This window comes from Streptomyces sp. M92, from assembly GCF_028473745.1.
GTDB lineage: Bacteria > Actinomycetota > Actinomycetes > Streptomycetales > Streptomycetaceae > Streptomyces.
Map to the genome: position 1 here is coordinate 780,146 of NZ_CP101137.1, position 24,376 is coordinate 804,521.

Genomic DNA, 24,376 nt, shown 5'->3' on the forward strand with positions numbered 1-24,376 from the left:
TTTCGGCTGGTCAGCGGGTAGCGCGGTTGACGGCGGAGACGACCGCCTTCAGCGACGCGCGCGTGGTGTTCGCGTCGATTCCGATGCCCCACAGCACCTTGTCGCCGATGGCGCACTCGATGTAGGAGGCGGCCTGCGCGGAGGCGCCCTCACTCATCGTGTGCTCCTGGTAGTCCAGCAGCCGTACGTCGATGCCGACGCCCTGCAGCGCGTGGAAGAACGCCGAGATCGGGCCGTTGCCGGTGCCGACCAGGGTGGTCTCGACGCCGTCGACCGTGGCGTCGACGGTGAGGGTGTCGACGCCGTCGCGGTCGGTGGTGGTCTGGCCGTTGGCGACCTGGATGCGGCCCCAGGGGTTGTCGGGGTTGGGCAGGTACTCGTCCTGGAAGACGTCCCAGATGGCGGTGGGCGTGATCTCGCCGCCCTCGGCGTCCGTCTTGGCCTGGATCAGCTTGGAGAACTCGATCTGCATCCGGCGCGGCAGGTCCAGCTTGTGGTCGTTCTTCAGGACGTAGGCGATGCCGCCCTTGCCGGACTGCGAGTTGACGCGGATGACCGCCTCGTAGGAGCGGCCGACGTCCTTGGGGTCGATGGGCAGGTACGGGACGGCCCACTCGATGTCGTCGACCGTGACCCCGCGAGCCGCCGCGTCGGCCTCCATGGCGTCGAAGCCCTTCTTGATGGCGTCCTGGTGGGAGCCGGAGAAGGACGTGTAGACCAGGTCGCCCACGTACGGGTGGCGCGGGTGGACCTCCATCTGGTTGCAGTACTCCCACGTGCGGCGGATCTCGTCGATGTCGGAGAAGTCGATCTGCGGGTCGACGCCCTGGGAGAACAGGTTCATGCCCAGGGTGACCAGGTCGACGTTGCCGGTGCGCTCGCCCTGCCCGAACAGGCAGCCCTCGACGCGGTCGGCGCCGGCCATGACCGCCAGCTCGGCCGCCGCGACCGCCGTACCGCGGTCGTTGTGCGGGTGGACGGACAGGCAGACGTACTCGCGGCGGGACAGGTTGCGGCCCATCCACTCGAAGCGGTCGGCGTGCGTGGACGGCGTGGAACGCTCCACCGTGGCGGGCAGGTTGAGGATGATCTCGCGGCCGGGGCCGGGCTGGTAGGTGTCCATCACCGCCTCGCAGACCTCCAGGGCGAAGTCCAGCTCGGTGTCGGTGAAGATTTCGGGGCTGTACTGGTAGCCGAACGCCGTCTCCGGGCCCAGCAGTTTCTCGGCGTACTCCATGACCAGGCGGGTGCCGTCGACCGCGATCTGCTTGATGTCGTCGCGCGAGCCGCGGAAGACGACGCGGCGGAAGACCGGGGCGGTCGCGTTGTACAGGTGGACGGTGGCCCTCTTGGCGCCCTTCAGGGACTCCACCGTGCGCTCGATCAGGTCCTCGCGGGCCTGGGTCAGCACGGAGATGGTGACGTCGTCGGGGATGGCGCCCGGCTCCTCGATGATGGAGCGTACGAAGTCGTAGTCGGTCTGGCCGGAGGCGGGGAAACCGACCTCGATCTCCTTGTAGCCCATCTTGACCAGCAGGTCGAACATCGCGCGCTTGCGGGCGGGCGACATGGGGTCGATCAACGCCTGGTTGCCGTCGCGCAGGTCGGTGGAGAGCCAGCGGGGAGCGGTGGTGATGCGCTGGTCCGGCCAGGTGCGGTCGGCGATGTCGACCTGCTCGTAGCCTCGGTACTTGCCGATCGGCATGGGGCTGGGCTGCTGGCGGTTGGCCATGATGGCGTGGGCTCCTCGTGATGTACGCGGTGTCCGCGTGTCCGGCAGGACGGCCGACGCGCACCACTCAGCACCGCGGGGAGGGAGTCGGCCTATTGCAGGCCCTCGCCGCGGCAGCTAAGGAGAAGCAGCCCGAAACGCATGGTGCACAGCACCTTAGCCGAGTCACGCCGGTCACGCGGGTCCGTATCAGTATGCGGGACCACGGGGAGAACCGGGACAAAAAGTGCCCCATACCACTCGCGCCCGGCTGGAGGGACGCCCGAGCGGCGGATTTCACCAATCACGGTTGCGGGTCGTGACAGCGGTGTCACGCAGTGCAAGGGTGCCGGACATGACGACATACGGGGGCTTCGAGCCCGTCTTCTGCACCATCGTGCCGCCCCACGTCCTCGACAAGCTCGCCCAGCACGAGGACCCCGTGCTCGCCGGACCCGCCCGCCGCACCCTCCAGCGCGACGCCTTCGAGCGCACCCACCGGTCGCTGACCACGGTCATCGGCGCCCCCACCGTCGCCCCGCGCCCCGGCGCCGGTGCCGAGGCCGGGCAGCCGCAGCGCACCGTCTTCGACGCCCGGCACGGCACCGACCTGCCGGGCAGGAAGGTCCGCGGCGAGGGCGAGGAGCCCGGCAAGGACGCCACCGTGAACCGCGCCTACGCGGGCCTGGGCGCCACCTTCGAGCACTTCCTGAAGGTGTACGGACGTGACTCCATCGACGGCGCCGGACTGCCGCTGGACGCCACGGTCCACTACGACCGCGAGTACAACAACGCCTTCTGGAACGGCGAGCAGATGGTCTTCGGCGACGGGGACGGGGAGATCTTCCTCGACTTCACCATCCCCCTCGACGTCATCGGCCACGAGCTGACCCACGGCGTCACCCAGCACACCGCCAACCTGACCTACTACGGCCAGCCGGGCGCCCTCAACGAGTCGGTGTCCGACGTCTTCGGCGCCCTCATCAAGCAGTACTCGCTCGGCCAGACCGCCGCCGAGGCCGACTGGCTGATCGGCGCCGGGCTGCTCGCCCCGCGCGTGACGGGCGTGGCGCTGCGCTCCATGAAGGCGCCGGGCACGGCCTACGACGACGACGTGCTGGGCAAGGACCCGCAGCCCGCGACGATGGACGACTTCGTGCGCACCGGCCGCGACAACGGCGGCGTCCACATCAACTCCGGCATCCCCAACCACGCCTTCTACCTCGTCGCCACCGCGCTCGGCGGGCACGCCTGGGAGCGGGCGGGACTGGTCTGGTACGACGTGCTGACCGGCGGGGAGCTGGCCCAGGACGCGCTGTTCGCGGACTTCGCGACGCTCACGGTGAAGGCGGCCCGGGAGCGGTACGGGGACGCGGAGGAGCTGGAGGCGGTGCGCAAGGCCTGGGAACAGGTCGGGGTGCGGACGCTGTAGTTCCGTACTAGACACGGGTCCATGCGGATTCAGGTGAGGCGCACAGGAGGCTTCGCGGGCGTCGAACGCCACGCGGAGGTCGAGACCGCGGGCCGCCCCGACGCGGCGGAGTGGCACGCCCTGGCCGAGCGGGCGGTCGCCGACGCGCGGACCACGCGGCCCGTCGGGGTGCCCGACGGGTTCAGCTACCAGATCACCGTGGACGGCGCGACGGTGTACGCCGCCGATCCCCGGCTGACCGAGGAGCAGCGGCGGCTGATCTCGCGGGTGCTGAAGGAGGGGGCGTAACGCCGTTGCCGCGCACGGGCGTTGACTTCCCTCGTCGGCGGTACGGATGATCCGCGCATGGCGACTGAGTCGGGCACGGACGCGATGCCGCGGTTCCCGGAGGGCTTCCTGTGGGGCGTGTCGACGTCCGCGCACCAGATCGAGGGCGCGGCCGGTCTGCGGGGGCCGTCCGTGTGGGACGCGTTCACGGCCGTACCCGGGCGGGTGAAGGACGGCTCGACGGCGGCGGTGGCCTGCGACCACTACCACCGCTACCGCGAGGACGTGGCGCTACTGGCGGACCTGGGCGTGGGCGCCTACCGCTTCTCGGTCTCCTGGCCGCGGGTGGACTCCCCCGGCGGCCTCGGCTTCTACGACCGGCTGGTGGACGAGCTGTGCGCGGCGGGCGTCCGCCCGGTGCCGACGCTCTTCCACTGGGACCTGCCGGCCGGGCTGGACTGGCGGGAGCGGGACACGGCGTCGCGGTTCGCGCAGTACGTGTCACGGGTCGCGGACCGGCTCGGCGACCGCGTCGGCAAGTGGATCACCCTCAACGAGCCCGCCGAGCACACCCTGCTGGGACACGCGCTCGGGGTGCACGCGCCGGGCGAGCGGCTGCTGTTCGGCGCCCTGCCCGTGGCCCACCACCAGCTCCTCGCGCACGGCCTGGCGGTACGGGCCCTGCGCGCGTGCGGCGCCACCGACATCGGGATCGCCAACTCGCACGGGCCCACGTGGCCCGCCTCCGACGGGGCGGCCGACCGGGAGGCGGCGGAGTTCTACGACGTCCTGCTGAACCGGATGTTCGCCGACCCGGTGCTCACCGGCCGGTACCCGGAGGGCATCGAGGAGCTGATGCCCGGGGACGTGCACGCCGACCTGGACGTCATCGCCGAGCCGCTGGACTGGTACGGCGTGAACTACTACGCGCCGACGCGGGTGGCCGCCCCGCGGGGTGCGGAGATCGAGTCCGGGGGCGTGACGCTGCCCGCGGAGCTGCCGTTCTCGGTGGTCGCCGTCGAGGGCCGGCCGCTGACCGACTTCGGCTGGCCGGTCGTCCCCGAGGGCCTGACGGAGCTGCTGACCGGCTTCCGCGACCGCTACGGCGACCGGCTCCCGCCCGTCGTGATCACCGAGAACGGCTGCTCCTACGACGGGCTCGACGACCGCGCCCGGATCGCCTACCTCGACGGGCACGTGCGCGCCCTGCACCGGGCGCTGGCGGCCGGGGTGGACGTGCGGGGCTACTTCGTGTGGTCGCTGCTGGACAACTTCGAGTGGGCCGAGGGGTACGCGCGCCGGTTCGGGCTGGTGCACGTGGACTTCACGACGCTGGAACGCACGCCCAAGGCGTCGTACGGCTGGTACCGGGACCTGGTCCGCGGCCGGCTGTGAACGTCCGTACGACAAAAGCCCTGGGTGCTGTCGGCGGGGAGTCGTACGCTGGAGACAGCAGACACATCCGTCACGCGGCGAATGCCGCAGAGGAGGACGAGCAGGCCTAGAGCGCCGGCCCATGACTCAGACACCCTCAGCCCACACTCCCGCGCAGGGGCAGGCGAGAGCACAGATCACCGTCCCCGCCCAGCACCCCATGGTGACCGTACTGGGTTCCGGCGACTCCCTCCTGCGCGTGATCGAGAAGGCCTTCCCGGCGGCCGACATCCATGTCCGGGGAAACGAGATCAGCGCGGTCGGCGACGCCCACGACGTGGGCCTCGTCCAGCGCGTGTTCGACGAGATGATGCTGGTGCTCCGCACCGGGCAGCCGATGACGGAGGACGCAGTGGAACGCTCGATCGCCATGCTCAAGGCGAGCGAGAACGGGGAGAGCGACGGCCAGGAGACCCCGGCCGAGGTGCTCACGCAGAACATCCTGTCCTCGCGCGGCCGCACGATCCGCCCCAAGACGCTGAACCAGAAGCGGTACGTCGACGCGATCGACAAGCACACCATCGTCTTCGGCATCGGCCCCGCGGGCACCGGCAAGACCTACCTGGCGATGGCCAAGGCGGTGCAGGCCCTGCAGTCCAAGCAGGTCAACCGCATCATCCTGACCCGCCCGGCGGTCGAGGCCGGCGAGCGGCTCGGCTTCCTGCCGGGCACGCTCTACGAGAAGATCGACCCGTACCTGCGCCCGCTGTACGACGCGCTGCACGACATGCTCGACCCGGACTCGATCCCGCGGCTGATGGCGGCGGGGACGATCGAGGTGGCGCCGCTGGCGTACATGCGCGGCCGCACTCTGAACGACGCGTTCATCATCCTGGACGAGGCGCAGAACACCAGCCCCGAGCAGATGAAGATGTTCCTGACCCGGCTCGGCTTCGACTCGAAGATCGTCATCACGGGTGACGTGACGCAGGTCGACCTGCCCGGCGGCACCAAGTCGGGACTGCGGCAGGTGCAGGAGATCCTGGAGGGCGTCGAGGACGTCCACTTCTCCCGGCTGTCGTCGCAGGACGTCGTCCGGCACCGGCTGGTGGGCCGTATCGTCGACGCCTACGAGAAGTACGACAGCGACCACGGCACCGAGAACGGCGCGCACAAGCCGCACGGCAGGGCGTCCGGTGCCAAGGGCACCAAGGGGAAGTAGACCAGCACCACCATGTCGATCGACGTCAACAACGAGTCCGGAACCGAGGTCGACGAGCAGGCGATCCTCGACATCGCCCGCTACGCGCTCGCGCGGATGCGCATCCACCCGCTCTCCGAGCTCTCGGTGATCGTCGTGGACGCCGACGCCATGGAGCAGCTGCACATCCAGTGGATGGACCTGCCGGGTCCGACGGACGTCATGTCCTTCCCGATGGACGAGCTGCGTCCGCCGGGCAAGGACGAGGACGAGCCGCCGCAGGGGCTGCTCGGCGACATCGTGCTCTGCCCGGAGGTCGCCGCCAAGCAGGGGACCGAGGCACCGACGGGGCACTCCATGGACGAGGAGCTCCAGTTGCTCACCGTCCACGGGGTGCTGCACCTGCTCGGCTACGACCACGAGGAGCCGGACGAGAAGGCCGAGATGTTCTCACTGCAGGCCGCCATCGTGGACGGCTGGCGCGCGGAGAAGGGTCTGACCGGCCCGTCCCCGGCCCCGACCGTCTCATGAGCCTGCCCCTGGTCGCCGGCGCGGTGGCCCTGGTGGTGATCGCCTGGCTCGCCGCGTGCGCGGAGGCGGGGCTCGCGAGGGTCTCCAGCTTCCGCGCCGAGGAGGCCGTGCGGTCGGGGCGGCGCGGCAGCGCGAAGCTCGCCAAGGTCGCCGCCGACCCGACGCGCTATCTGAACGTGGCGCTGCTGGTCCGCGTGGCCTGCGAGATGGCGGCCGCGGCGCTGGTCACGTACGCCTGCCTGAGGGAGTTCGCCAACACCACCGAGGCCCTGCTGATCGCCATCGCGGTGATGGTGCTCGTCTCGTACGTCGCGGTCGGGGTGTCCCCGCGCACCATCGGCCGCCAGCACCCGATGAACACGGCGACGGCGGCGGCGTACGTGCTGGTGCCGCTGGCCCGGATCATGGGTCCCGTCCCGTCGTTGCTGATCCTCATCGGCAACGCGCTCACGCCCGGCAAGGGCTTCAGGCGCGGTCCCTTCGCCTCCGAGGCGGAGCTGCGGGCGCTGGTGGACTACGCGGAGAAGGAGTCGCTGATCGAGGCCGAGGAGCGCCGCATGGTGCACTCGGTGTTCGAGCTGGGCGACACCCTGGTGCGGGAGGTCATGGTCCCGCGGACCGACCTCGTCGTCATCGAGCGGTACAAGACCGTCCGCCAGGCGCTCACCCTGGCCCTGCGCTCCGGCTTCTCGCGCATCCCGGTCACCGGGGACAGCGAGGACGACGTCGTCGGCATCGTGTACCTGAAGGACCTGGCCCGCCGGACGCACATCAGCCGGGAGGCGGAGAGCGACCTGGTCTCCACAGCGATGCGCCCGGCGTCCTTCGTGCCCGACACCAAGAACGCCGGTGACCTGCTGCGCGAGATGCAGAAGGACCGCAATCACGTCGCCGTCGTCATCGACGAGTACGGCGGCACGGCCGGCATCGTCACCATCGAGGACATCCTGGAGGAGATCGTCGGCGAGATCACCGACGAGTACGACCGGGAACTCCCTCCGGTCGAGGAGCTGGGCGAGGGCCGCTTCCGGGTCACCGCCCGCCTCGACATCGGCGACGTGGGCGAGCTGTACGGCCTGGAGGAGTTCGACGACGAGGACGTGGAGACGGTGGGCGGTCTGCTCGCCAAGGCGCTGGGCCGGGTGCCGATCGCCGGTGCCTCCTCGATCGTGGCGCTGCCCGACGGGCGTGAGCTGCGCCTGACGGCAGAGGCCGCGGCGGGGCGCCGCAACAAGATCGTGACGGTGCTGGTGGAGCCGGTCGACGCGGCGCGGCCCGCCGAGGAGGCCGCGTCCGAATGACCCCCGGGGAGCTGCGCGACTTCTGCCTGTCCTTCAACGCCGCCGTGGAGGACTTCCCCTTCGGCCCGGAGATCTCGGTCTTCAAGGTGCTGGGGAAGATGTTCGCGCTGTCCTTCCTGGACGGGGACCCGCTCACCGCCAATCTGAAGTGCGACCCGGACGACGCGATCCGGCTGCGTGCCGACCACCCGGGGCTGATCGTCCCGGGCTGGCACATGAACAAACGGCACTGGAACACGGTCACCGTGGCCGGCGGACCCGGCGGCGGGCTCCCGGACCGTCTCGTGAGGGAGCTGGTCGAGGACTCGTACGACCTGGTGGCCGCCGGCCTGCCGCGCGCCGACCGGCTCCGTCTCGACCGTCCCTGAGGGCCGGGCGGGCCACGGTGCTACGTATGCTCACCCCATGACCGAGACTCCCGACCTCGACCCCGAGGACCGCAAGATCGTCACCCTGGCCCGCTCCGCCCGGGCCCGCAACGGCGTCCCCGAGGGCGCCGCCGTACGCGACGACACCGGCCGCACGTACGTCGCCGGCACGGTCGCCCTGGACTCCCTGAGGCTCAGCGCCCTGCGTACGGCGGTGGCGATGGCGGTGGCGTCCGGCGCGAAGTCGCTGGAGGCGGCGGCGGTGGTGACGGAGGCGGAGACCGCCTCGGAGGAGGACCGGGCGGCGGTGCGGGACCTGGGAGGGCCGGGGACGCCGGTGCTGGTGGCCGCGCCCGACGGAACGGTACGGGAGACGGTCGTCGCGGGCTGACGGCGGTTCCGGGCCCGCCCGCCGCACCGGCGAACGCCGGGCCGGCACCGCTGTGCCGTCGGCCCGGCCGCGGAGGTGGTGCGGCGGGGCTCCGGGGATCAGGGACAATGGGCGCCATGAGCGTTCGTACCCAGTCATCCGAAGAACCGGCCGAGGCTGTTCACCGGGCCGGCTTCGCCTGCTTCGTGGGCCGCCCCAACGCGGGCAAGTCCACCCTCACGAACGCTCTGGTCGGGCAGAAGGTGGCGATCACCTCGAACCGTCCGCAGACCACCCGGCACACCGTGCGGGGCATCGTGCACCGCGAGGACGCCCAGCTGATCCTGGTGGACACCCCGGGGCTGCACAAGCCGCGCACGCTGTTGGGCGAGCGGCTCAACGACGTGGTGCGCACCACGTGGGCCGAGGTGGACGTCATCGGCTTCTGCCTGCCGGCCAACGAGAAGCTGGGCCCCGGCGACCGCTTCATCGCCAAGGAGCTGGCCGGGATCAAGAAGACCCCGAAGGTCGCGATCGTCACCAAGACGGACCTGGTGGACGGCAAGACACTGGCCGAGCAGCTGATCGCCGTCGACCAGCTCGGCCAGGAGCTCGGCATCACCTGGGCGGAGATCGTGCCGGTGTCGGCCACCGGGAACAAGCAGGTGGACCTGCTCGCCGACCTGCTGACCCCGCTGCTGCCCGAGGGCCCCGCGCTCTACCCCGAGGGCGACCTGACCGACGAGCCCGAGCAGGTCATGGTCGCCGAGCTGATCCGGGAGGCCGCGCTGGAGGGCGTACGGGACGAGCTGCCGCACTCCATCGCGGTGGTCGTCGAGGAGATGCTCCCGCGCGAGGACCGTCCCGCCGACAAGCCGCTCCTGGACATCCACGCCAACGTCTTCATCGAGCGCCCCAGCCAGAAGGGCATCATCATCGGCCCCAAGGGCAAGCGCCTGAAGGACGTCGGCATCAAGTCCCGCAAGCAGATCGAGGCACTGCTCGGTACGCCCGTCTTCCTGGACCTGCACGTGAAGGTCGCCAAGGACTGGCAGCGCGACCCGAAACAGCTGCGGCGGCTCGGGTTCTGAACCCGCCCGGGGCCTCCCCGCCCGACGTCCGGCACCAACCGACACACCGGCCACGCGGCGGCAGCCGCACACTGATACAGCCTCGACCTGCACATGCAGGTCACCAAGGACTGACAGCGCGACCCGAAACAGCCGCGGCGGCTCGGGTTCTGAACACACCCGGGGGGCCGTACGGCGGTCAGGGCGTCGGGGGGCGGAAGCCGATGGTCGGGACCGCGCGGCGCAGGGGCCAGGGGGCCACCGGGTCGTCCGGGACCAGGCCGGCCAGGAAGGCGTAGCGGCTGAGGGCAGCCGGGTCCTGGTCCTCCAGCGACCGGACCTTGCGCCACCAGGTGGCGATCTCGCACCAGCCCGGCGCCGACAGCGAGCCGCCGAACTCCTGGACGGAGAGCGCTGCGGTCAGCCCGGCGAAGGCCAGGCGGTCGGCGAGCGGCCAGCCGGCCAGGGTGCCGGTGACGAACCCGGCGACGAACACGTCCCCGGCACCGGTCGGGTCCAGGGCCTCGACCTCGATCGCCGGGACCTCGGCGCTCTCCCCCGTACGCCGGTCCACCGCGTAGGCGCCGTCCGCGCCGAGGGTGACCACGGCGAGCGGCACGTGCTCGGTCAGGGCGTGCGCGGCGGCGCGGGGGCAGCGGGCGCCGGTGTAGCGCATGGCCTCCTCCGCGTTCGGCAGGAACGCCTCGCAGTGCGCGAGGTCGGGCAGCGCGGCCAGGTCCCAGGCTCCGGTGTCGTCCCAGCCGACGTCGGCGAAGACCCGGGTACCGCGGGCGGCGGCCCCGGCGATCCAGGGGGCGCTGACGCCGGGCGTGAGGGAGGCGACGGCGGCGCGGGCGCCTGGCGGGCAGTCGGGGGACGGCTCCTCGGGGGGCGGTTCGTGGCCGTGGGAGACCATCGTGCGCTCCCCCTCGTAGGCCATCGAGACCGTCACCGGTGAGTGCCAGCCGGGCACGGTGCGCGAGGGGCCCAGGTCGATGCCCTCGCCCTGGGCCAGGGCGTCCCAGCAGTAGTCGCCGTAGTGGTCGTCGCCGAAGGCGGCGGCCAGCGAGGTGCGCAGGCCGAGGCGGGCCAGCGCGGTCGCCATGTTGGCGATGCCGCCCGGGCTCGACCCCATCCCCCGGGCCCAGGACTCGGTCCCGCGCACGGGGGCGGAGTCGAGCCCGGTGAAGATCACGTCGAGGAAGACGGTGCCGGTCAGGTACACGTCCCAGGGCGGGTCCTGCGGGGTGCGCAGGGCGGCGAGCGGATCGACCTGCGGCCGGTGGTGCGACCCCTCGGGCGGGGCGTGGCGGTGCGTCCTCTCGTCGGCCGGCATGACGGGCATGGCGGGTACGTCGGACGCGGTGGACACGGCGGACGCTGTCACGGTGCGCTCCCTGGCATGGTGCGGACCCCGCCAGTGTGCACCACGCCGCCGACAGCCGGGGCGGTGTCCGGCCCCGGCGTCACACCCCCGTGGGCGCTCGGTCACCGGCACGGCACGGAGGTTGGCGCCGGCGGAGTATGCCGGACCGGGCAACCTCCGCTACCCACCCCTGAAACAGCCAAACTCTTTTGTGACTCAGATCACACACCCTCGTCTGTTTCCCGCCCGCCCGCGCTTGATACAAATTGCCCGCGCGTTCCGGTCAGTCGACGGTCGTCGCCCCCTCCCCTTCCCACCCTCCTTTCGCATGCCCTGGGAACGCCCGTGTTCGCCCCCCGCACCACTCCCTGGCCCCTCGTCGCCCTTTTCACGGCCGGGTACCTGCCTCCGTATCTGCTGCCCACCACCGTCGGCAGACTCGACACCAGCCTGCCCCTGACCACCACTCAGGCGGGCGCCGTCGGCAGCCCGCTGCTGCTGAGTTCGGCGAGCGCGGGCTTCCTGCTCGCCTCCCGGGTGCGGCGGACCGGCGCCCGGACGCTGGCCCGCCTCGGTCTCGCGCTGGCCGTCCTCGGCTACGGCGCCGCCTCGCTCACCACCGCCGTCCCCGCCGTGGTCGCCGGCGCGGTGCTCGGCGGCTTCGGGTCGGGCACGGCCATGACGGTCGCCGCCACCCGCATCGCCGCCGAGAAGGACCCCCACCGCGCCTCCACCGCCGGGCTGCTGACCGTGTCCGCGCTGGCAGGCGCGGTGTACCTGACGGTGCCGCACCTCGGGCGGGCGCACGGGCTGCCGCTCGCCGCGATCGCGCTGACGGCGCTCGCGGTGTGGCCGCTGACCGGGCGGCTGCCGGGCGGGACCGCCGCCTCGCCGGCCGCGCACGACACCGGCACCGACAGCAGCACCGACACCAGCACCGGCACCGACGCCCCGCTTCCCCGGCGCCGCTCGGGTCTGGTCCTCGCCGGCGCGGTGCTGTGCTGGTCCATGGCGCAGAACTCCCTGTGGGGCGTCAGCGGCCGGATCGGGCTGACGCAGGCCGGTCTGGGCGACGCCGCTCTGGGGGTCGTGTTCGCCGTCGCGCTGGTCGCGGGACTGGTGGGTGTGCTGGCGGCCGGGGCGCTCGGGCCCCGGCTGGGGCGGGCGATGCCCATCGGGGCGGGGACCGTGGTCATCGCCGTCTGCATCGCCCTCACCGCGTCGGCGACCTCCCCCGCCGCCTTCGCGACCGGGGAGATCGCCTGGAACACGCTGTACCCGGTGGTGCTGTCGTACCTGATCGGCCTCGCCGCCTCGCTGGACGCGCGCGGCCGGTGGGCGGTGCTCGTCGGCTCGGCGTCGTCGCTGGGGGCGGCTGCCGGGCCGCTGGCCGGGACGGTGCTGTCGGCACAGGCCGGTTACGCGGGCATGGGCCTGGTGCTGGCCGCCGGCCTGCTGCTGGTCGCCGCGCCGATGACCGCCGTCGCCCTGCACACCGGCGGGCGCCCGCTGCTGCCCGGCGCGATCCGCCGCCGCGGCGGCACCCCGGCCGCGCTGGTCGCCGCCGCCACGGGCACGCCGAGCGGTGCCGTCCCGGAGGTCGGGGCGGTGGAGCAGCCGGTCGTGGAGATCGACGTGGACACCCCGGCGGTGGCCGTCCAGCGCGCCTACGACACGGCGGGACCCCGGCAGGCCGCGGCCACACCGGGGTCCGGGACGGGCTGAGTCCTACGCCGCCGGGAACTCGTACGCGTCCACCTCCGCGAGGCAGCGCGCCCGCAGTTCCTCGTCGTCCTCCAGGAAGGAGGCGAGGAACGAGTTGCGGGCCAGCTGCCGCAGCCGGTCCTCGGTGAGGCCGAGGGCTTGGCGCACGGCGTCGAAGTTGTCGCCGGCGTAGCCGCCGAAGTAGGCCGGGTCGTCGGAGTTGACCGTGCACATCAGCCCGGCGTCGAGCATCGCGGGCAGCGGGTGGTCGGCGAGGGTGTCGACCGTGCGCAGGCGGACGTTGGACAGGGGGCACAGGGTCAGCGGGACGCGGTCGCGGACCAGCCGCTCGACCAGCGCCGGGTCCTCCGTCGAGCGCAGGCCGTGGTCGATCCGCTCGACGCCGAGGACGTCCAGGGCCTCGACGACGTACGCGGGCGGCCCCTCCTCGCCGGCGTGCGCGACGCGGCGCAGCCCGAGGGCGGCGGCGGCCTCGTACACCTCGCGGAACTTCACCGGCGGGTGCCCGACCTCGGCGGAGTCCAGGCCGACACCGGTGATGCGGTCGAGGTACGGCTTGGCGGCGTCCAGGGTCTCCATCGCCGACTCGGCGGACTCGTCGCGCAGGAAGCACATGATCAGGCGGGTCGAGACGCCGTGCTTCTCCTGGCTGGTGCTCAGCGCCCGCCACAGGCCCTCGACGACCGTGCCCATCTGCACACCCCGGGCCAGGTGTGCCTGCGGGTCGAAGAAGATCTCCGCGTGCCGCACGCCCTGCGCGGCGGCGCGGGCCAGGTAGGCGCCCGCGAGGTCCTCGAAGTCCCGCTCGGTGCGCAGGACGGCCATCAGCTCGTAGTACAGGTTCAGGAAGGACTGCAGGTCCTCGAAGCGGTACGCCTCGCGCAGGGCGTCCTCGTCCGCGTACGGCAGGGACACGCCGTTGCGGGCGGCCAGCTCGAAGGCCAGCTCCGGTTCCAGGGTGCCTTCGATGTGGAGGTGCAGTTCAGCTTTGGGCAGGGGCATCAGAGCATCGTACGGCGGTCTCACCGACGTTTCGGAACGGGGACGCGGGTGAGGTCGCGGGCCACGGTCAGCTCGCCCTCGTAGCCGGCCGCCCTCGCCTGCCGCTCGAACTCCTCCGGGTCGGAGTAGCGCTGGCTGAAGTGGGTCAGGACCAGGTGGCGCACGCCCGCGTCCCGGGCGACGCGTGCGGCCTGGCCCGCCGTGAGGTGGCCGTGGTCGGTGGCCAGGGTCTCGTCCTCGTCGAGGAAGGTCGACTCGATGACCAGCAGGTCGCAGCCCTCCGCGAGCGCGTGCACGCCCTCGCACAGCCGGGTGTCCATGACGAACGCGAACCGCTGGCCGCGGCGGACCTCGCTGACCTCGTCCAGCGGTACGCCGTTCAGGACGCCCTCGCGCTGGACGCGGCCCACGTCGGGGCCCTTGATGCCGTGCGCGGCCAGGCGGTCGGGCAGCATGCGCCGGCCGTCCGGCTCGGTGAGGCGGTAGCCGTAGGACTCGACGGGGTGGGAGAGCTTGCGGGCGTCGAGGGTGTAGGCGGGGGTGACGGCCAGGGGGCCGTCGGCGGCGACCGGGGCCTCGGTGAGGGCGACCGTCTCGCGGTAGGCGGTGGCGTAGCGCAGGCGGTCGAAGAAGCGCTGCCCGGAGCGCGGGTAGTGGGCGGTGACCTCGTGCGGGACCTGGTCGAGGTTGATGCGCTGGATGACGCCCGCGAGGCCGAGGCTGTGGTCGCCGTGGAAGTGGGTGACGCAGATCCGGTTCAGGTCGTGGGCGGCGACCCCGGCGCGCAGCATCTGGCGCTGCGTGCCCTCGCCGGGGTCGAAGAGGATGCCCTCGCCGTCCCAGCGGAGCAGGTAGCCGTTGTGGTTACGGTGCCGGGTCGGGACCTGGCTGGCGGTGCCGAGGACGACGAGTTCACGTACGGACATGGTGGTCGCGCCGCGCTATCCGGGGGGCCATTCGAGGCCGCGGCCGCCCAGGACGTGGGCGTGGGTGTGCCAGACGGTCTGGCCCGCGCCGGAACCGGTGTTGAAGATGATGCGGTAGCTGTCCAGCTTCTCGTCGTCGGCGACCGCCTGGGTCTCGCGCAGCACGTCGGCGGCGGCCTCCGGGGCGCCGGCCGCGAGGGCGGCGGCGTCCCGGTAGTGGGCCTTGGGGATCACCAGGACGTGGGTGGGGGCCTGGGGGTTTATGTCGCGGAAGGCGACGGTCGTCTCCGTCTCGCGGACGATCGTCGCGGGGATCTGGCCTGCGACGATCTTGCAGAACAGGCAGTCGTCCTGTGGCTCGCCCGCCATGGGGCCTCCTCACACTGGAACACGGGACCACCGGGTCACCGGTGATCTTCTGTCGGGCATCGTATCGACCGGTGTGTCAGTCGGTCGGCGGCAGCTCCGGCAAGCTCGGCGGGGTCTTCGCCGGCGTCTCCTCCAACGCCGCCAGCGCCAGCCGGACCGCCTCGTCCAGCTGGGGGTCGCGGCCCGCCGCGTGGTCCTGCGGGCGCTGCGGTACCTCCACGTCCGGGTCGACGCCGTGGTTCTCCACGCCCCACCCGTAGCCCTCCAGCCAGAAGGCGTACTTGGGCTGCGTGATCAGCGTGCCGTCGACCAGCCGGTAGCGGCTGTCGATGCCGATGACGCCGCCCCAGGTGCGGGTGCCGACGACCGGGCCGATGCCGAGCGCCTTGATCGCCGCGTTGACGATGTCGCCGTCGGAGCCGGAGAACTCGTTGGCGACGGCCACGACCGGCCCGCGGGGCGCGTCCAGCGGGTAGCTGGCCGGCCGCATGCCGCGCGGCAGGTCCCAGCCGACGATCCGCCGGGCCAGCTTCTCCACCACCAGCTGGGAGGTGTGGCCGCCGCGGTTCTCGCGGACGTCGACGACCAGGCCCTCGCGGGCCACCTCGACGCGCAGGTCGCGGTGGAGCTGGGCCCAGCCGGCGCCCACCATGTCGGGGACGTGCAGGTAGCCGAGCCGGCCGCCGGACCGCTCGTGGACGTAGGCGCGGCGGTCGGCGACCCAGGCGTGGTAGCGCAGCGGCTCCTCGTCGGCGAGGGGGACGACGACGGCGTGCCGGGGTTCACCGCCGCCGGACGGGGAGACGGTCAGCTCGACCGGCTTGCCCGCCGTGCCGACCAGCAGCGGGCCGGGTCCGGTGACCGGGTCCACGGGCTGACCGGCGACCGCGAGGATCGCGTCCCCGGCGCGCACGGCGACACCGGGCGCGGCGAGCGGGGAGCGGGCCTCGGGGTCGGAGGTCTCCGAGGGCAGGACGCGGTCGACGCGCCAGGTGCCGTCCTCGTGGCGGGAGAGGTCGGCGCCGAGCAGTCCCTGCCGGGCGCCGGAGCCGTGTCCGCCGCGCGGGGTGACGTAGGCGTGGGAGGTGCCGAGTTCGCCGTGCACCTCCCACAGGAGGTCGACGAGGTCGTCGTGGGTGGCGAGGCGGTCGAGGACGGGGCGGTAGCGGTCGAGTACGCCGTCCCAGTCGACGCCGTTCATGTCGGGCCGCCAGAAGTGGTCCCGCATGATGCGGCCGGTCTCGTCGAACATCTGGCGCCACTCGGCTGCCGGGGTGACGGTCTGCCGGACCCGGGCCAGGTCGACGGTGATGTTGGTGTCGCTGTCCTCGTCGCCGGAGGCCCGCCGGTCGCTGGGCACGACCTTGAGCCGGCCGTCGGTCCACAGCAGCACCCGCTTGCCGTCGCCGCTGACCTCGAAGTGGTCGGCGTCGGCGGCCAGGTGCTCGATCCGCTGCTGGGCGAGGTCGTAGCGCTCCAGCTCGGTGTGCGGGTCGGGGTCGTCCGGGGTGGCGCGGGAGGCGCCGAGGACACCGGTGACGGGATGGCGCAGCCACAGCACGCCGTCCTTGGCGGCACGCAGCCCGGAGTAGCGGGCGGCCTCCACCGGGAAGGGCACGATGCGGTCGGCGAGGCCCTCGATGTCGATCCGGGTGGCGGGGGCGCCCTCGCTGTCGGGGGTCTCGTCCCGGTCCGGGGTCTCGAAGGGGCGGCCGTGGCGCTGCGGGCCGAAGGGCGACGGGGTGGTCGCGGCGAGCGTGATCAGGTACGGGCGGGCGCCCTCGACGAAGGCCAGGTCGAAGACGTGCTCGTCGTAGACCGGGTCGAAGGAGCGGGTGGAGAGGAAGGCGAGGTGCTTGCCGTCCAGGGTGAAGGCCGGCGCGTAGTCCTTGAAACGCAGCGGGGTCGCCTCGCTCACCGACAGGTCGGTGGTGTTGGCGAGCTTGAGCTGGCGCAGCGGGTCGGGCCCGGGGTGGGACCAGGCGAGCCAGGCGGAGTCGGGCGAGAAGACCAGGCCGGAGACGTCGCCGTTGTCGCTGCGGTCGACCTCGCGGACCTCGCCGGTCTCGCGCTCGACGAGCAGGACGCGCCCGTCGTGCGAGGCGACGGCGGCGCGGCTCCCGTCGGGGGCCATGGCGAGGTTCAGGACGCGGCCGAGCTGCCCGGCGGCGATGCGGCGCGGGCTGCTGCCGGGGGCGAGTCCGGAGGCGGGCGCGAACTCCAGGGCGTCGTCGCCCTCGGCGTCCGTCACCCACACCACCCATTCCTCGCCGTCGGCGCGGAAGGTGCGCGGCAGCCGGGTGCGGACGCCGGGCGTCGCCGCGAGGGCGCGGGCGGGGCCGGAGCGGTGGGTGACCCAGTGGACGCCGCCGCGGACGGCGACGGCGCTGCCGCGCGCGGTGTGGTCGGGGGACGCCGAGCCGAACCAGCGGGCGGCGTTGACCGGGTAGGCCTGGAGGTCGACGCGCGGGCCGCCGAGCCGGACGTCGAGGCGGCGCGGCTCGGCGCCGTCGAGGTCGTCCAGCGTCCACAGCTCACCGGCACACGAGTAGACGACGCGGGTGCCGTCGGTCGCGGCGTGCCGGGCGTAGAAGCCACCGAGGGGGGTGTGGCGGCGCAGGTCGGAGCCGTCGGCGAGGGAGGAGTAGAGGGCGCCGGTGCCCTCGTGGTCGCAGAGGAAGGCGATGCGGTCGCCGACCCAGAAGGGGTACTCGATGTTGCCGTCGAGGCCGTCGTGGAGCCGTACGAACTCTCCGTCGTCCTCGCGGTCGATCCACAGCTTGCCCGCCGTGCCGCCCCGGTAGCGCTTCCACCAGGCGGCCTCGCGGCCCATCGGGGCGGACAGCAGCACGGTGTGCGGGCCGGCCGCGACGTCGCCGACGGGCCCGTACGGCAGGGTCTCGGCCGGTCCCCCGTCCAGCGGGACGGCACGGGCCCAGCTGCGGCGCAGGCTGGCCTGGCCGTGGGTGCTCAGGGCGAGGACCCGTCCGTCGGCGGTCCAGCCGCGTACCTGGGTGCGGACGCTGCCCCAGTGGGTGAGGCGCTTGGCGGGGCCGCCGTCGACGGGCGCGACGTGCACCTCGGGGGCGCCGTCGCGGGTGGAGGTCCAGGCGACGGTGGTGCCGTCGGGCGAGACGCGCGGGTGGTTGACCGGCACGTTGTCGGCGCTGACCCGCCAGGCCCGGCCGCCGCCGAGCGGGGCGAGCCACACGTCGTCCTCGGCGGTGAAGGCGACCAACTCGCCGTGCGGGTGCGGAAAGCGGAGGTAGGCAGGCGCTGCGGGCTGTGTCACCCCTTCACCCTATGCAGGGGCGGCGCCCGCCGACAGAGGTTTGGATCACTTGCCGGCCACCGCCACGCCGGGCTACTTGCCCTCCACGGGGCGGCAGTGCGGGTCGTCCGGGCACCAGATGGTCCGGGTGACGGTCACGGTGGGGCCGGGCTGCTGCTGGGAAGGCCGGTTCGCGGGAGGGGCGCCGGTGGCGTCGCAGTCGCCCAGCCCGTCGACCCGGAACCACTGCTTGCCGTCCACCTTCGCGGTCAGTTCGCCGCGCACGCAGGCACCGTTGACGACGCGGGTGATCTTGCCGTCGACGGTGATGTCCTTGCCGTCGTCCGTCCTGCCGTCGCACTCGACGGACGCGACGGCGTTCTCGGAAGCACTGCTGCCCTTGTCGCCGTAGGAGGCGGTGCAGGTGATCCACCGGACCTCCGCCTTCCGCCGCTCCAGTTCACGCGTCACGGTCTGGTCGGTGGTGAACGCCACCGAGGCGGAGCTGAGTCCGCCCGGGTCGCACGCGGCGACACCGCCGACGGCTACCACCGAACCGACGACCACCGGAGCCGCACGCCAAATTCGCCTCGAAGCCCCCATGGAGGGCAGCCTGCCATCGGTGCGGGGGCGGCGGTAGGGCGCATACGGCCACTCCTCACTACCGTTGCGCTCATGCGCGACGGACGCCGGTTGAGACGGCTGGTGGTGGACGAGGCGGACGCCTACGTGTGGTCGGTGCGTCACCGGCACAGTGCCGCGGGGCCGTGTCAGGAGGTGCTCACCCTGTCCCGGGGCGGGACGCGGATCCGTCTGCTGTTCCAGGGCGGCAAGGGACGGTACGTCCCCGACGGCTTCCTGCCCTCGGGCTGTGTGGCGCTGGGGGACGCCGCCCTCAACCTGCACGAACCGGGCGTCGTACGGTCCTTCGTCGACGAGGCGGCTCGGCGCGGGCTGCTCGACAGGTCCGCAGACCTGGACGGCTGGGAGCTGTTCCCGGCCGTGGTCGCCGCCCGCGAGACGGACGACTGACGGGGCTTCAGGACCAGCGGCCGGTGCGGGCCAGCAGGACGGCGGTCGCCGCGGTGCCCGCCGTGGAGGTGCGCAGGACGCTGCGCCCCAGACGGTAGGGCTTGGCGCCGGCCTCCGCGAAGAGCGCCAGCTCCTCCGGGGAGACGCCGCCTTCGGGGCCGACGACCAGCACGATGTCGCCGGAGGCGGGGAGTTCGGTGGCGGCCAGGGGTTCCTCGCCGCTCTCGTGGAGTACGGCGGCGAAGTCGGCGTCGGCCAGAAGTGAGGCAACCTGCTTGCTCGTCGCCGCGTCCGCGACCTCGGGGAAGCGGACCCGCCGGGACTGCTTGCCGGCCTCCCGGGCCGTCGCCCGCCACTTGCCGAGCGCCTTCACGCCTCGGTCGCCCTTCCATTGCGTGATGCAGCGGGACGCCGCCCACGGCACGATCGCGTCGACACCGACCTCGGTCATCGTCTCCACGGCCAGCTCGCCCCGGTCCCCCTTGGGCAGCGCCTGGACGACGGTGAGGCGGGGCCGCTCCTCGGGCTCCTCGTGGACCGTCTCCAGGTCCGTGACGACGAGGCGGTCCTTGCCCTCGGCGGCCTTCACCACGCCCTCGGCCCAGTGTCCGCGCCCGTCGGTGAGGACCACGTCCTCACCGGGCCGCAGCCGCTTCACGGAGACCGCGTGCCGTCCCTCGGGGCCGTCCAGGACGTACTCCCCGCCGGGCAGGCCGCCCGGCGGGAGGGAGTCGACCACGAACACCGGTGCCGTCATCGGCCCGTACCTCCCGTCGCGAAGCCTGACAACGCTGTCCCGGCGGAGGCGAGTTCCGCCACCAGGACTTCCACCAGCTGACCGGCGGGCAGTTCCCGCGCCATCCGGTGTCCCTGCCCCGCCCACAGGGCCATGCCCTGCGCGTCGCCCGCCTTGGCCGCCGCCTTGCGCAGGGGCGCGGTGAGGTGGTGCACCTCGGGGTAGGCGGCGGGGGCGTAGGGGCCGTGCTCGCGCAGGAAGCGGTTGACCAGGCCGCGGGCCGGGCGGCCGGAGAAGGCGCGGGTCAGTTCGGTGCGCACGAACAGCGGATTGGTCAGCGCCTGCTTGTGCAGGGCGTGGGCGCCGGACTCGGGGGTGGCGAGGAAGGCGGTGCCGAGCTGGGCCGCGCTCGCGCCGGCGGCGAGGACGCCGGCGATCTGGCCGCCGCGCATGATGCCGCCGGCGGCGACGATCGGCAGGCTCACCGCCTCGCGGATCTGGGCGACCAGCGACAGCAGTCCGGTGCCGGTGCCGCCGGTCTCCGGGTTGTCCCGGTGGGTGCCCTGATGTCCGCCGGCCTCGGTGCCCTGTGCGATCACCGCGTCGGCGCCGGACTGCTCGACGGCCCGGGCCTCGTCCGCGGTGGTCGCGGTGACCAGCGCGAAGGTGCCGACGCGGTGCAGGGAGTCGACGACCTCACGGCTCGGGACGCCGAAGTGGAACGACACCACCGGCACCGGGTTGTCCAGCAGCACCGCGAGCTTCGTCTCGTAGCCGTCGTCCCGGCCGCACTCGGGGTCGCCGAGTTCCGTCTCGTACCAGGCGGCCTCGCCGGCCAGCTGGTGGGCGTAGACGCCGACGGCGGACGGGTCGGCCGTCTCGGGCTGCGGCATGAAGAGGTTGACGCCGAAGGGGCGGGCCGTCAGTCCCCGCAGCTGCTTGATCTCCTGGTACATCCCGTCCGCGGTCTTGTACCCGGCGGCGAGGAATCCCAGCCCTCCCGCATCGCAGACCGCGGCGGCGAGCTGCGGCACGGAGACGCCGCCCGCCATGGGTGCCTGCACGATCGGACAGGGGAAGAGATCGGTCAGTGCGGAGGACATGAGCGCATGTTGTCACGTCCTCCGAACAAGTCCGAATCCGGGCTTCCGTTGGCATACGCCAGGAGCATCCGCATCGGGAGGCTCCTGGCGTCCTACCTCGACAGGTGCCCGTCAGCGCCCGTTGAAGGCGTCCTTCAGGCGGGAGAAGAGGCCCTGCTGACCCGGTTGGAACTGCCCCTGCGGACGCTCCTCGCCGCGCATCTTGGCGAGCTCGCGCAGCACGCGTTCCTGTTCGGGGTCGAGCTTGGTCGGGGTGGTCACCTCGACGTGGACGATCAGGTCGCCCCGGCCGCCGCCGCGCAGGTGGGTGACGCCCCGGCCGTGCAGCGGGATCGACTGGCCGGACTGGGTGCCCGGGCGGATGTCGACCTCCTCCATGCCGTCGAGGGTCTCCAGCGGCACCTTCGTGCCGAGGGCCGCCGCCGTCATCGGGATGGTGACCGTGCAGTGCAGGTCGTCGCCGCGCCGCTGGAAGGTCGAGTGCGGCAGTTCGTGGATCTCGACGTACAGGTCGCCGGCGGGACCGCCGCCGGGGCCGACCTCGCCCTCGCCCGCGAGCTGGATGCGGGTGCCGTTGTCGACGCCCGCCGGGATCTTCACGGTGAGGGTGCGGCGGGAGCGGATGCGGCCGTCGCCCGCGCACTCGGGGCACGGGGTCGGGACCACCGTGCCGAAGCCCTGGCACTGGGGGCAGGGCCGCGAGGTCATGACCTGGCCCAGGAAGGACCGGGTGACCTGCGAGACCTCGCCGCGGCCGCGGCACATGTCACACGTCTGGGCCGAGGTGCCCGGGGCGGCGCCCTCGCCGTTGCAGGTGTTGCAGACGACGGCCGTGTCGACCTGGATGTCCTTGGTCGTGCCGAAGGCCGCCTCGTCCAGCTCGACCTCGATACGGATCATGGCGTCCTGGCCCCGGCGGGTGCGCGAGCGCGGTCCGCGCTGCGACGCCGTGCCGAAGAACGCGTCCATGATGTCCGAGAAGTTCCCGAAGCCGCCCGCGCCGAAGCCGCCGGCTCCGCCGCCGCCCGCCTGGGACATCGGGTCTCCGCCGAGGTCGTAGACCTGCTTCTTCTGCGGGTCCGACAGCACCTCGTAGGCGGCGTTGATCTCCTTGAACCGCTCCTGGGTCTTCGGATCGGGGTTGACGTCCGGGTGCAGCTCGCGCGCGAGCCTCCGGAACGCCTTCTTGATCTCGTCCTGGGAGGCGTCGCGGCGCACGCCGAGTACGGCGTAGTAGTCCGTGGCCACCTACGACTCCGCCAGGATCTGTCCGACGTACCGTGCCACTGCGCGTACCGCTCCCATCGTTCCCGGGTAGTCCATGCGGGTCGGTCCGACCACGCCGAGCTTGGCAACCGCCTCGCCGCCCGAACCGTAGCCCACCGACACGACGGACGTGGAGTTGAGTCCTTCGTGGGCGTTCTCATGACCGATACGGACGGTCACGCCCGGATCCTTCGCCTCGCCGAGCAGCTTGAGGAGCACGACCTGCTCCTCCAGCGCCTCGAGCACCGGCCGGATCACCAAGGGGAAGTCGTGCCCGAAGCGGGTGAGATTGGCGGTGCCGCCGATCATCAGCCGCTCCTCGTTCTCCTCGACCAGCGTCTCCAGGAGAGTGGAGAGCACGGTGGAGACCGTACCCCGGTCCTCGGCCTCGAAGGCCTCCGGGAGGTCCTCCACCAGACCGGGCACGTCCGTGAACCGCCGCCCCGCCACCCGGCTGTTGAGCCGCGCCCGCAGATCGGCGAGGGACGCCTCGCCGAACGGCGCCGGGCAGTCGACCATGCGCTGCTCGACCCGCCCGGTGTCCGTGATCAGCACGAGCATCAGACGCGCGGGCGCGAGCGAGAGCAGCTCGACGTGGCGCACGGTCGAGCGGGTCAGCGACGGGTACTGCACGACGGCGACCTGCCGGGTGAGCTGCGCGAGCAGCCGCACCGTGCGGGCCACGACGTCGTCGAGGTCGACGGCGCCCTCCAGGAAGTTCTGGATGGCGCGGCGCTCGGGCGCGGTCATCGGCTTGACGCCGGCCAGCTTGTCGACGAAGAGCCGGTAGCCCTTGTCGGTCGGGATGCGTCCCGCGCTGGTGTGCGGCTGGGCGATGAACCCCTCGTCCTCCAGGGCCGCCATGTCGTTGCGCACGGTGGCCGGGGAGACGCCGAGGTTGTGCCGCTCGGTGAGGGCCTTGGAACCGACGGGCTCCTCGGTGCCGACGTAGTCCTGGACGATGGCGCGCAGCACCTTCAGCCTGCGTTCACTGAGCATCGCGCACACCTCCAGAAGTCGTCGGTCCGTTGTCCTGCCTGTCTGTCCTGGCACTCACGGTGCGCGAGTGCCAGACTTCCCCGGCCCAGTGTACGGCTGTGGGGTACACCCACGGCAAGGCCGGGCACCGGGCCGGTCACCGCCGGTACGGTGCCGCCGCGCCGGGGCGCGCGTGCCCCGATAGCGTCGCCGTCATGAGCGTGACTTGGGAAGAGCTGGGGTGGGAGCGGCTGGCCCCGGGGGTGGGGCGGTGCCGCCTGCCGGGGTGGGACTGCACGGCGGGGCTGGTGGTCGGCGCGGGCGCCGCGCTGCTCGTGGACGCCGGGTCGAGCCTCTCCGAGGGCGCCCGGTTGCGCGCCGCGGCGCAGGCGCTCGCCGGTCACCGTGTGACGCATCTCGCGCTGACCCACCCGCACTTCGACCACGTCTTCGGCGCGGCGGCGTTCGCGGGGGCGGAGGTGTACGGGGCGGTGGGCACCGGCGCGGTGTTCGCTCGGGGCGGACACGGGCGGGAGGCGCTGTGCGCGGACGCGGAGGCGGAAGGGCTGGAGGCGCGGTCCGCTCAGGAGGCGGCCGACGCGCTGGTCGGCGTCCGGCACGAGGTGTGCGGCGAGTGGACCCTCGACCTGGGCGGCGGCCGGCAGGTCCTGCTGGCCAACGTGGGCCCCGGGCACACCGGCCACGACCTGGCGGTGCTGGTGCCGGGCGAGGTGGAGGTCGTCTTCTGCGGCGACCTGGTCGAGGAGTCCGGCGAGCCGCAGGCGGGCCCCGACGCCGTACCGACCCGGTGGCCGGCCGCGCTGGACCGGCTGCTGGAGCTGGGCGGCGAGGACGCGCTGTACGTGCCGGGGCACGGCGCGGTGGTGGACGCGGCGTTCGTGCGGGCCCAACGGGACGCGCTGGCGGCACGCTTCGGCGTGTCGCGCTGATCTTGGGGCCTGGGTTCCTCGTATCGT

23 protein-coding genes are annotated in these 24,376 nt (G+C 72.8%); 12 read left to right on the plus strand and 11 right to left on the minus strand.

The features are described 5' to 3' along the window. Positions 1–10 precede the first annotated feature (10 nt). Complete coding sequence (gene leuA / locus M6G08_RS03555; RefSeq protein WP_272585730.1) at positions 11–1,732, minus strand: 2-isopropylmalate synthase; 1,722 nt, start codon at positions 1,730–1,732, stop codon at positions 11–13. Between the two features lie 334 nt (positions 1,733–2,066). Between leuA and M6G08_RS03560 the strand changes: the two genes are divergently transcribed. The 9 genes from M6G08_RS03560 to era all read left to right on the plus strand — a co-directional run bounded on the left by M6G08_RS03560 (position 2,067) and on the right by era (position 9,646). Then, a complete protein-coding gene (locus tag M6G08_RS03560) occupies positions 2,067–3,143 on the plus strand; it encodes a M4 family metallopeptidase (protein WP_272585731.1) in 1,077 nt (358 codons plus the stop codon). Between the two features lie 21 nt (positions 3,144–3,164). Next, a complete protein-coding gene (locus tag M6G08_RS03565) occupies positions 3,165–3,431 on the plus strand; it encodes a protealysin inhibitor emfourin (RefSeq protein ID WP_272585732.1) in 267 nt (88 codons plus the stop codon). 57 nt (positions 3,432–3,488) lie between these two features. After that, the gene (locus M6G08_RS03570) at positions 3,489–4,805 is read left to right on the plus strand and encodes a GH1 family beta-glucosidase (protein ID WP_272585733.1); all 1,317 of its coding nucleotides are present in this window, start codon (positions 3,489–3,491) and stop codon (positions 4,803–4,805) included. A gap of 121 nt (positions 4,806–4,926) precedes the next feature. Then, positions 4,927–6,006 carry a PhoH family protein gene (locus M6G08_RS03575; protein ID WP_272585734.1) on the plus strand — a complete coding sequence of 360 codons (1,080 nt, stop codon included), beginning with the start codon at positions 4,927–4,929 and terminating at the stop codon, positions 6,004–6,006. A 12-nt stretch (positions 6,007–6,018) separates the two neighbouring features. Continuing rightward, positions 6,019–6,516, plus strand: coding sequence for an rRNA maturation RNase YbeY (gene ybeY, locus M6G08_RS03580; protein ID WP_073722939.1), 498 nt, complete (start codon positions 6,019–6,021; stop codon positions 6,514–6,516). Beyond that, positions 6,513–7,817: a hemolysin family protein gene (locus M6G08_RS03585; protein ID WP_272585736.1), complete on the plus strand. Its 1,305-nt coding sequence runs from the start codon at positions 6,513–6,515 to the stop codon at positions 7,815–7,817. Before ybeY ends, M6G08_RS03585 begins: the two co-directional genes overlap by 4 nt. Then, on the plus strand, positions 7,814–8,185 hold the full coding sequence (locus tag M6G08_RS03590) for an MmcQ/YjbR family DNA-binding protein (RefSeq protein WP_272585737.1): 372 nt from the start codon (positions 7,814–7,816) through the stop codon (positions 8,183–8,185). The genes M6G08_RS03585 and M6G08_RS03590 overlap by 4 nt, the downstream gene beginning before the upstream one ends. Before the next feature lie 37 nt (positions 8,186–8,222). Further along, a complete protein-coding gene (locus tag M6G08_RS03595) occupies positions 8,223–8,576 on the plus strand; it encodes a cytidine deaminase-like protein (protein WP_272585738.1) in 354 nt (117 codons plus the stop codon). Between the two features lie 116 nt (positions 8,577–8,692). Further along, positions 8,693–9,646 (plus strand): GTPase Era, encoded by a 954-nt coding sequence (gene era / locus M6G08_RS03600; RefSeq protein ID WP_272585739.1) that lies wholly within the window; start codon positions 8,693–8,695, stop codon positions 9,644–9,646. Between the two features lie 178 nt (positions 9,647–9,824). Here the strand turns inward: era and M6G08_RS03605 are convergent, their stop codons facing one another. Next, positions 9,825–10,961 carry a carbohydrate kinase family protein gene (locus M6G08_RS03605; RefSeq protein WP_272591246.1) on the minus strand — a complete coding sequence of 379 codons (1,137 nt, stop codon included), beginning with the start codon at positions 10,959–10,961 and terminating at the stop codon, positions 9,825–9,827. Between the two features lie 375 nt (positions 10,962–11,336). On the opposite strand from M6G08_RS03605, the gene M6G08_RS03610 reads away from it, so the two are divergent. Further along, the gene (locus tag M6G08_RS03610; protein ID WP_272585740.1) at positions 11,337–12,716 is read left to right on the plus strand and encodes an MFS transporter; all 1,380 of its coding nucleotides are present in this window, start codon (positions 11,337–11,339) and stop codon (positions 12,714–12,716) included. Positions 12,717–12,719: 3 nt separating this feature from the next. On the opposite strand, the gene M6G08_RS03615 is transcribed toward M6G08_RS03610, so the two are convergent. The 5 genes from M6G08_RS03615 to M6G08_RS03635 all read right to left on the minus strand — a co-directional run bounded on the left by M6G08_RS03615 (position 12,720) and on the right by M6G08_RS03635 (position 18,887). Then, positions 12,720–13,718, minus strand: coding sequence for an adenosine deaminase (locus M6G08_RS03615; RefSeq protein ID WP_272585741.1), 999 nt, complete (start codon positions 13,716–13,718; stop codon positions 12,720–12,722). A 20-nt stretch (positions 13,719–13,738) separates the two neighbouring features. After that, complete coding sequence (locus tag M6G08_RS03620; protein ID WP_272585742.1) at positions 13,739–14,644, minus strand: ribonuclease Z; 906 nt, start codon at positions 14,642–14,644, stop codon at positions 13,739–13,741. Positions 14,645–14,659: 15 nt separating this feature from the next. Further along, on the minus strand, positions 14,660–15,013 hold the full coding sequence (locus M6G08_RS03625) for a histidine triad nucleotide-binding protein (RefSeq protein ID WP_272585743.1): 354 nt from the start codon (positions 15,011–15,013) through the stop codon (positions 14,660–14,662). A 76-nt stretch (positions 15,014–15,089) separates the two neighbouring features. Further along, complete coding sequence (locus M6G08_RS03630) at positions 15,090–18,305, minus strand: S41 family peptidase (protein ID WP_272585744.1); 3,216 nt, start codon at positions 18,303–18,305, stop codon at positions 15,090–15,092. A gap of 72 nt (positions 18,306–18,377) precedes the next feature. Further along, positions 18,378–18,887, minus strand: coding sequence for a hypothetical protein (locus tag M6G08_RS03635; RefSeq protein ID WP_272585745.1), 510 nt, complete (start codon positions 18,885–18,887; stop codon positions 18,378–18,380). 72 nt (positions 18,888–18,959) lie between these two features. Here M6G08_RS03635 and M6G08_RS03640 point away from each other — a divergent pair, with 72 nt between their 5' ends. Then, positions 18,960–19,316 (plus strand): hypothetical protein, encoded by a 357-nt coding sequence (locus tag M6G08_RS03640; protein WP_272585746.1) that lies wholly within the window; start codon positions 18,960–18,962, stop codon positions 19,314–19,316. A 7-nt stretch (positions 19,317–19,323) separates the two neighbouring features. Here M6G08_RS03640 and M6G08_RS03645 read toward each other — a convergent pair whose 3' ends face one another. The 4 genes from M6G08_RS03645 to hrcA form a co-directional block, all read right to left on the minus strand. Continuing rightward, complete coding sequence (locus M6G08_RS03645) at positions 19,324–20,073, minus strand: 16S rRNA (uracil(1498)-N(3))-methyltransferase (protein ID WP_272585747.1); 750 nt, start codon at positions 20,071–20,073, stop codon at positions 19,324–19,326. Beyond that, entirely contained in the window at positions 20,070–21,155 is a 1,086-nt protein-coding gene (locus M6G08_RS03650) for a nitronate monooxygenase (RefSeq protein WP_272585748.1), read from the minus strand. The genes M6G08_RS03645 and M6G08_RS03650 overlap by 4 nt, the downstream gene beginning before the upstream one ends. Before the next feature lie 111 nt (positions 21,156–21,266). Beyond that, positions 21,267–22,403, minus strand: a complete 1,137-nt coding sequence (dnaJ, locus tag M6G08_RS03655) for a molecular chaperone DnaJ (protein ID WP_073722961.1) — start codon at positions 22,401–22,403, stop codon at positions 21,267–21,269. Beyond that, complete coding sequence (gene hrcA / locus M6G08_RS03660; protein WP_272585749.1) at positions 22,404–23,420, minus strand: heat-inducible transcriptional repressor HrcA; 1,017 nt, start codon at positions 23,418–23,420, stop codon at positions 22,404–22,406. Positions 23,421–23,614: 194 nt separating this feature from the next. Here hrcA and M6G08_RS03665 point away from each other — a divergent pair, with 194 nt between their 5' ends. Beyond that, positions 23,615–24,349 carry an MBL fold metallo-hydrolase gene (locus M6G08_RS03665; protein WP_272585750.1) on the plus strand — a complete coding sequence of 245 codons (735 nt, stop codon included), beginning with the start codon at positions 23,615–23,617 and terminating at the stop codon, positions 24,347–24,349. The last annotated feature ends 27 nt before the right edge of the window (positions 24,350–24,376 follow it).

Bases quoted from the DNA above. Each gene is read 5' to 3' on its own strand.
- leuA (WP_272585730.1), bottom strand. From the start codon at position 1,732: ATGGCCAACCGCCAGCAGCCCAGCCCCATGCCGATCGGCAAGTACCGA.
- M6G08_RS03560 (WP_272585731.1), top strand. From the start codon at position 2,067: ATGACGACATACGGGGGCTTCGAGCCCGTCTTCTGCACCATCGTGCCG.
- M6G08_RS03565 (WP_272585732.1), top strand. From the start codon at position 3,165: ATGCGGATTCAGGTGAGGCGCACAGGAGGCTTCGCGGGCGTCGAACGC.
- M6G08_RS03570 (WP_272585733.1), top strand. From the start codon at position 3,489: ATGGCGACTGAGTCGGGCACGGACGCGATGCCGCGGTTCCCGGAGGGC.
- M6G08_RS03575 (WP_272585734.1), top strand. From the start codon at position 4,927: ATGACTCAGACACCCTCAGCCCACACTCCCGCGCAGGGGCAGGCGAGA.
- ybeY (WP_073722939.1), top strand. From the start codon at position 6,019: ATGTCGATCGACGTCAACAACGAGTCCGGAACCGAGGTCGACGAGCAG.
- M6G08_RS03585 (WP_272585736.1), top strand. From the start codon at position 6,513: ATGAGCCTGCCCCTGGTCGCCGGCGCGGTGGCCCTGGTGGTGATCGCC.
- M6G08_RS03590 (WP_272585737.1), top strand. From the start codon at position 7,814: ATGACCCCCGGGGAGCTGCGCGACTTCTGCCTGTCCTTCAACGCCGCC.
- M6G08_RS03595 (WP_272585738.1), top strand. From the start codon at position 8,223: ATGACCGAGACTCCCGACCTCGACCCCGAGGACCGCAAGATCGTCACC.
- era (WP_272585739.1), top strand. From the start codon at position 8,693: ATGAGCGTTCGTACCCAGTCATCCGAAGAACCGGCCGAGGCTGTTCAC.
- M6G08_RS03605 (WP_272591246.1), bottom strand. From the start codon at position 10,961: ATGCCGGCCGACGAGAGGACGCACCGCCACGCCCCGCCCGAGGGGTCG.
- M6G08_RS03615 (WP_272585741.1), bottom strand. From the start codon at position 13,718: ATGCCCCTGCCCAAAGCTGAACTGCACCTCCACATCGAAGGCACCCTG.
- M6G08_RS03620 (WP_272585742.1), bottom strand. From the start codon at position 14,644: ATGTCCGTACGTGAACTCGTCGTCCTCGGCACCGCCAGCCAGGTCCCG.
- M6G08_RS03625 (WP_272585743.1), bottom strand. From the start codon at position 15,013: ATGGCGGGCGAGCCACAGGACGACTGCCTGTTCTGCAAGATCGTCGCA.
- M6G08_RS03635 (WP_272585745.1), bottom strand. From the start codon at position 18,887: ATGGGGGCTTCGAGGCGAATTTGGCGTGCGGCTCCGGTGGTCGTCGGT.
- M6G08_RS03640 (WP_272585746.1), top strand. From the start codon at position 18,960: ATGCGCGACGGACGCCGGTTGAGACGGCTGGTGGTGGACGAGGCGGAC.
- M6G08_RS03645 (WP_272585747.1), bottom strand. From the start codon at position 20,073: ATGACGGCACCGGTGTTCGTGGTCGACTCCCTCCCGCCGGGCGGCCTG.
- M6G08_RS03650 (WP_272585748.1), bottom strand. From the start codon at position 21,155: ATGTCCTCCGCACTGACCGATCTCTTCCCCTGTCCGATCGTGCAGGCA.
- hrcA (WP_272585749.1), bottom strand. From the start codon at position 23,420: ATGCTCAGTGAACGCAGGCTGAAGGTGCTGCGCGCCATCGTCCAGGAC.
- M6G08_RS03665 (WP_272585750.1), top strand. From the start codon at position 23,615: ATGAGCGTGACTTGGGAAGAGCTGGGGTGGGAGCGGCTGGCCCCGGGG.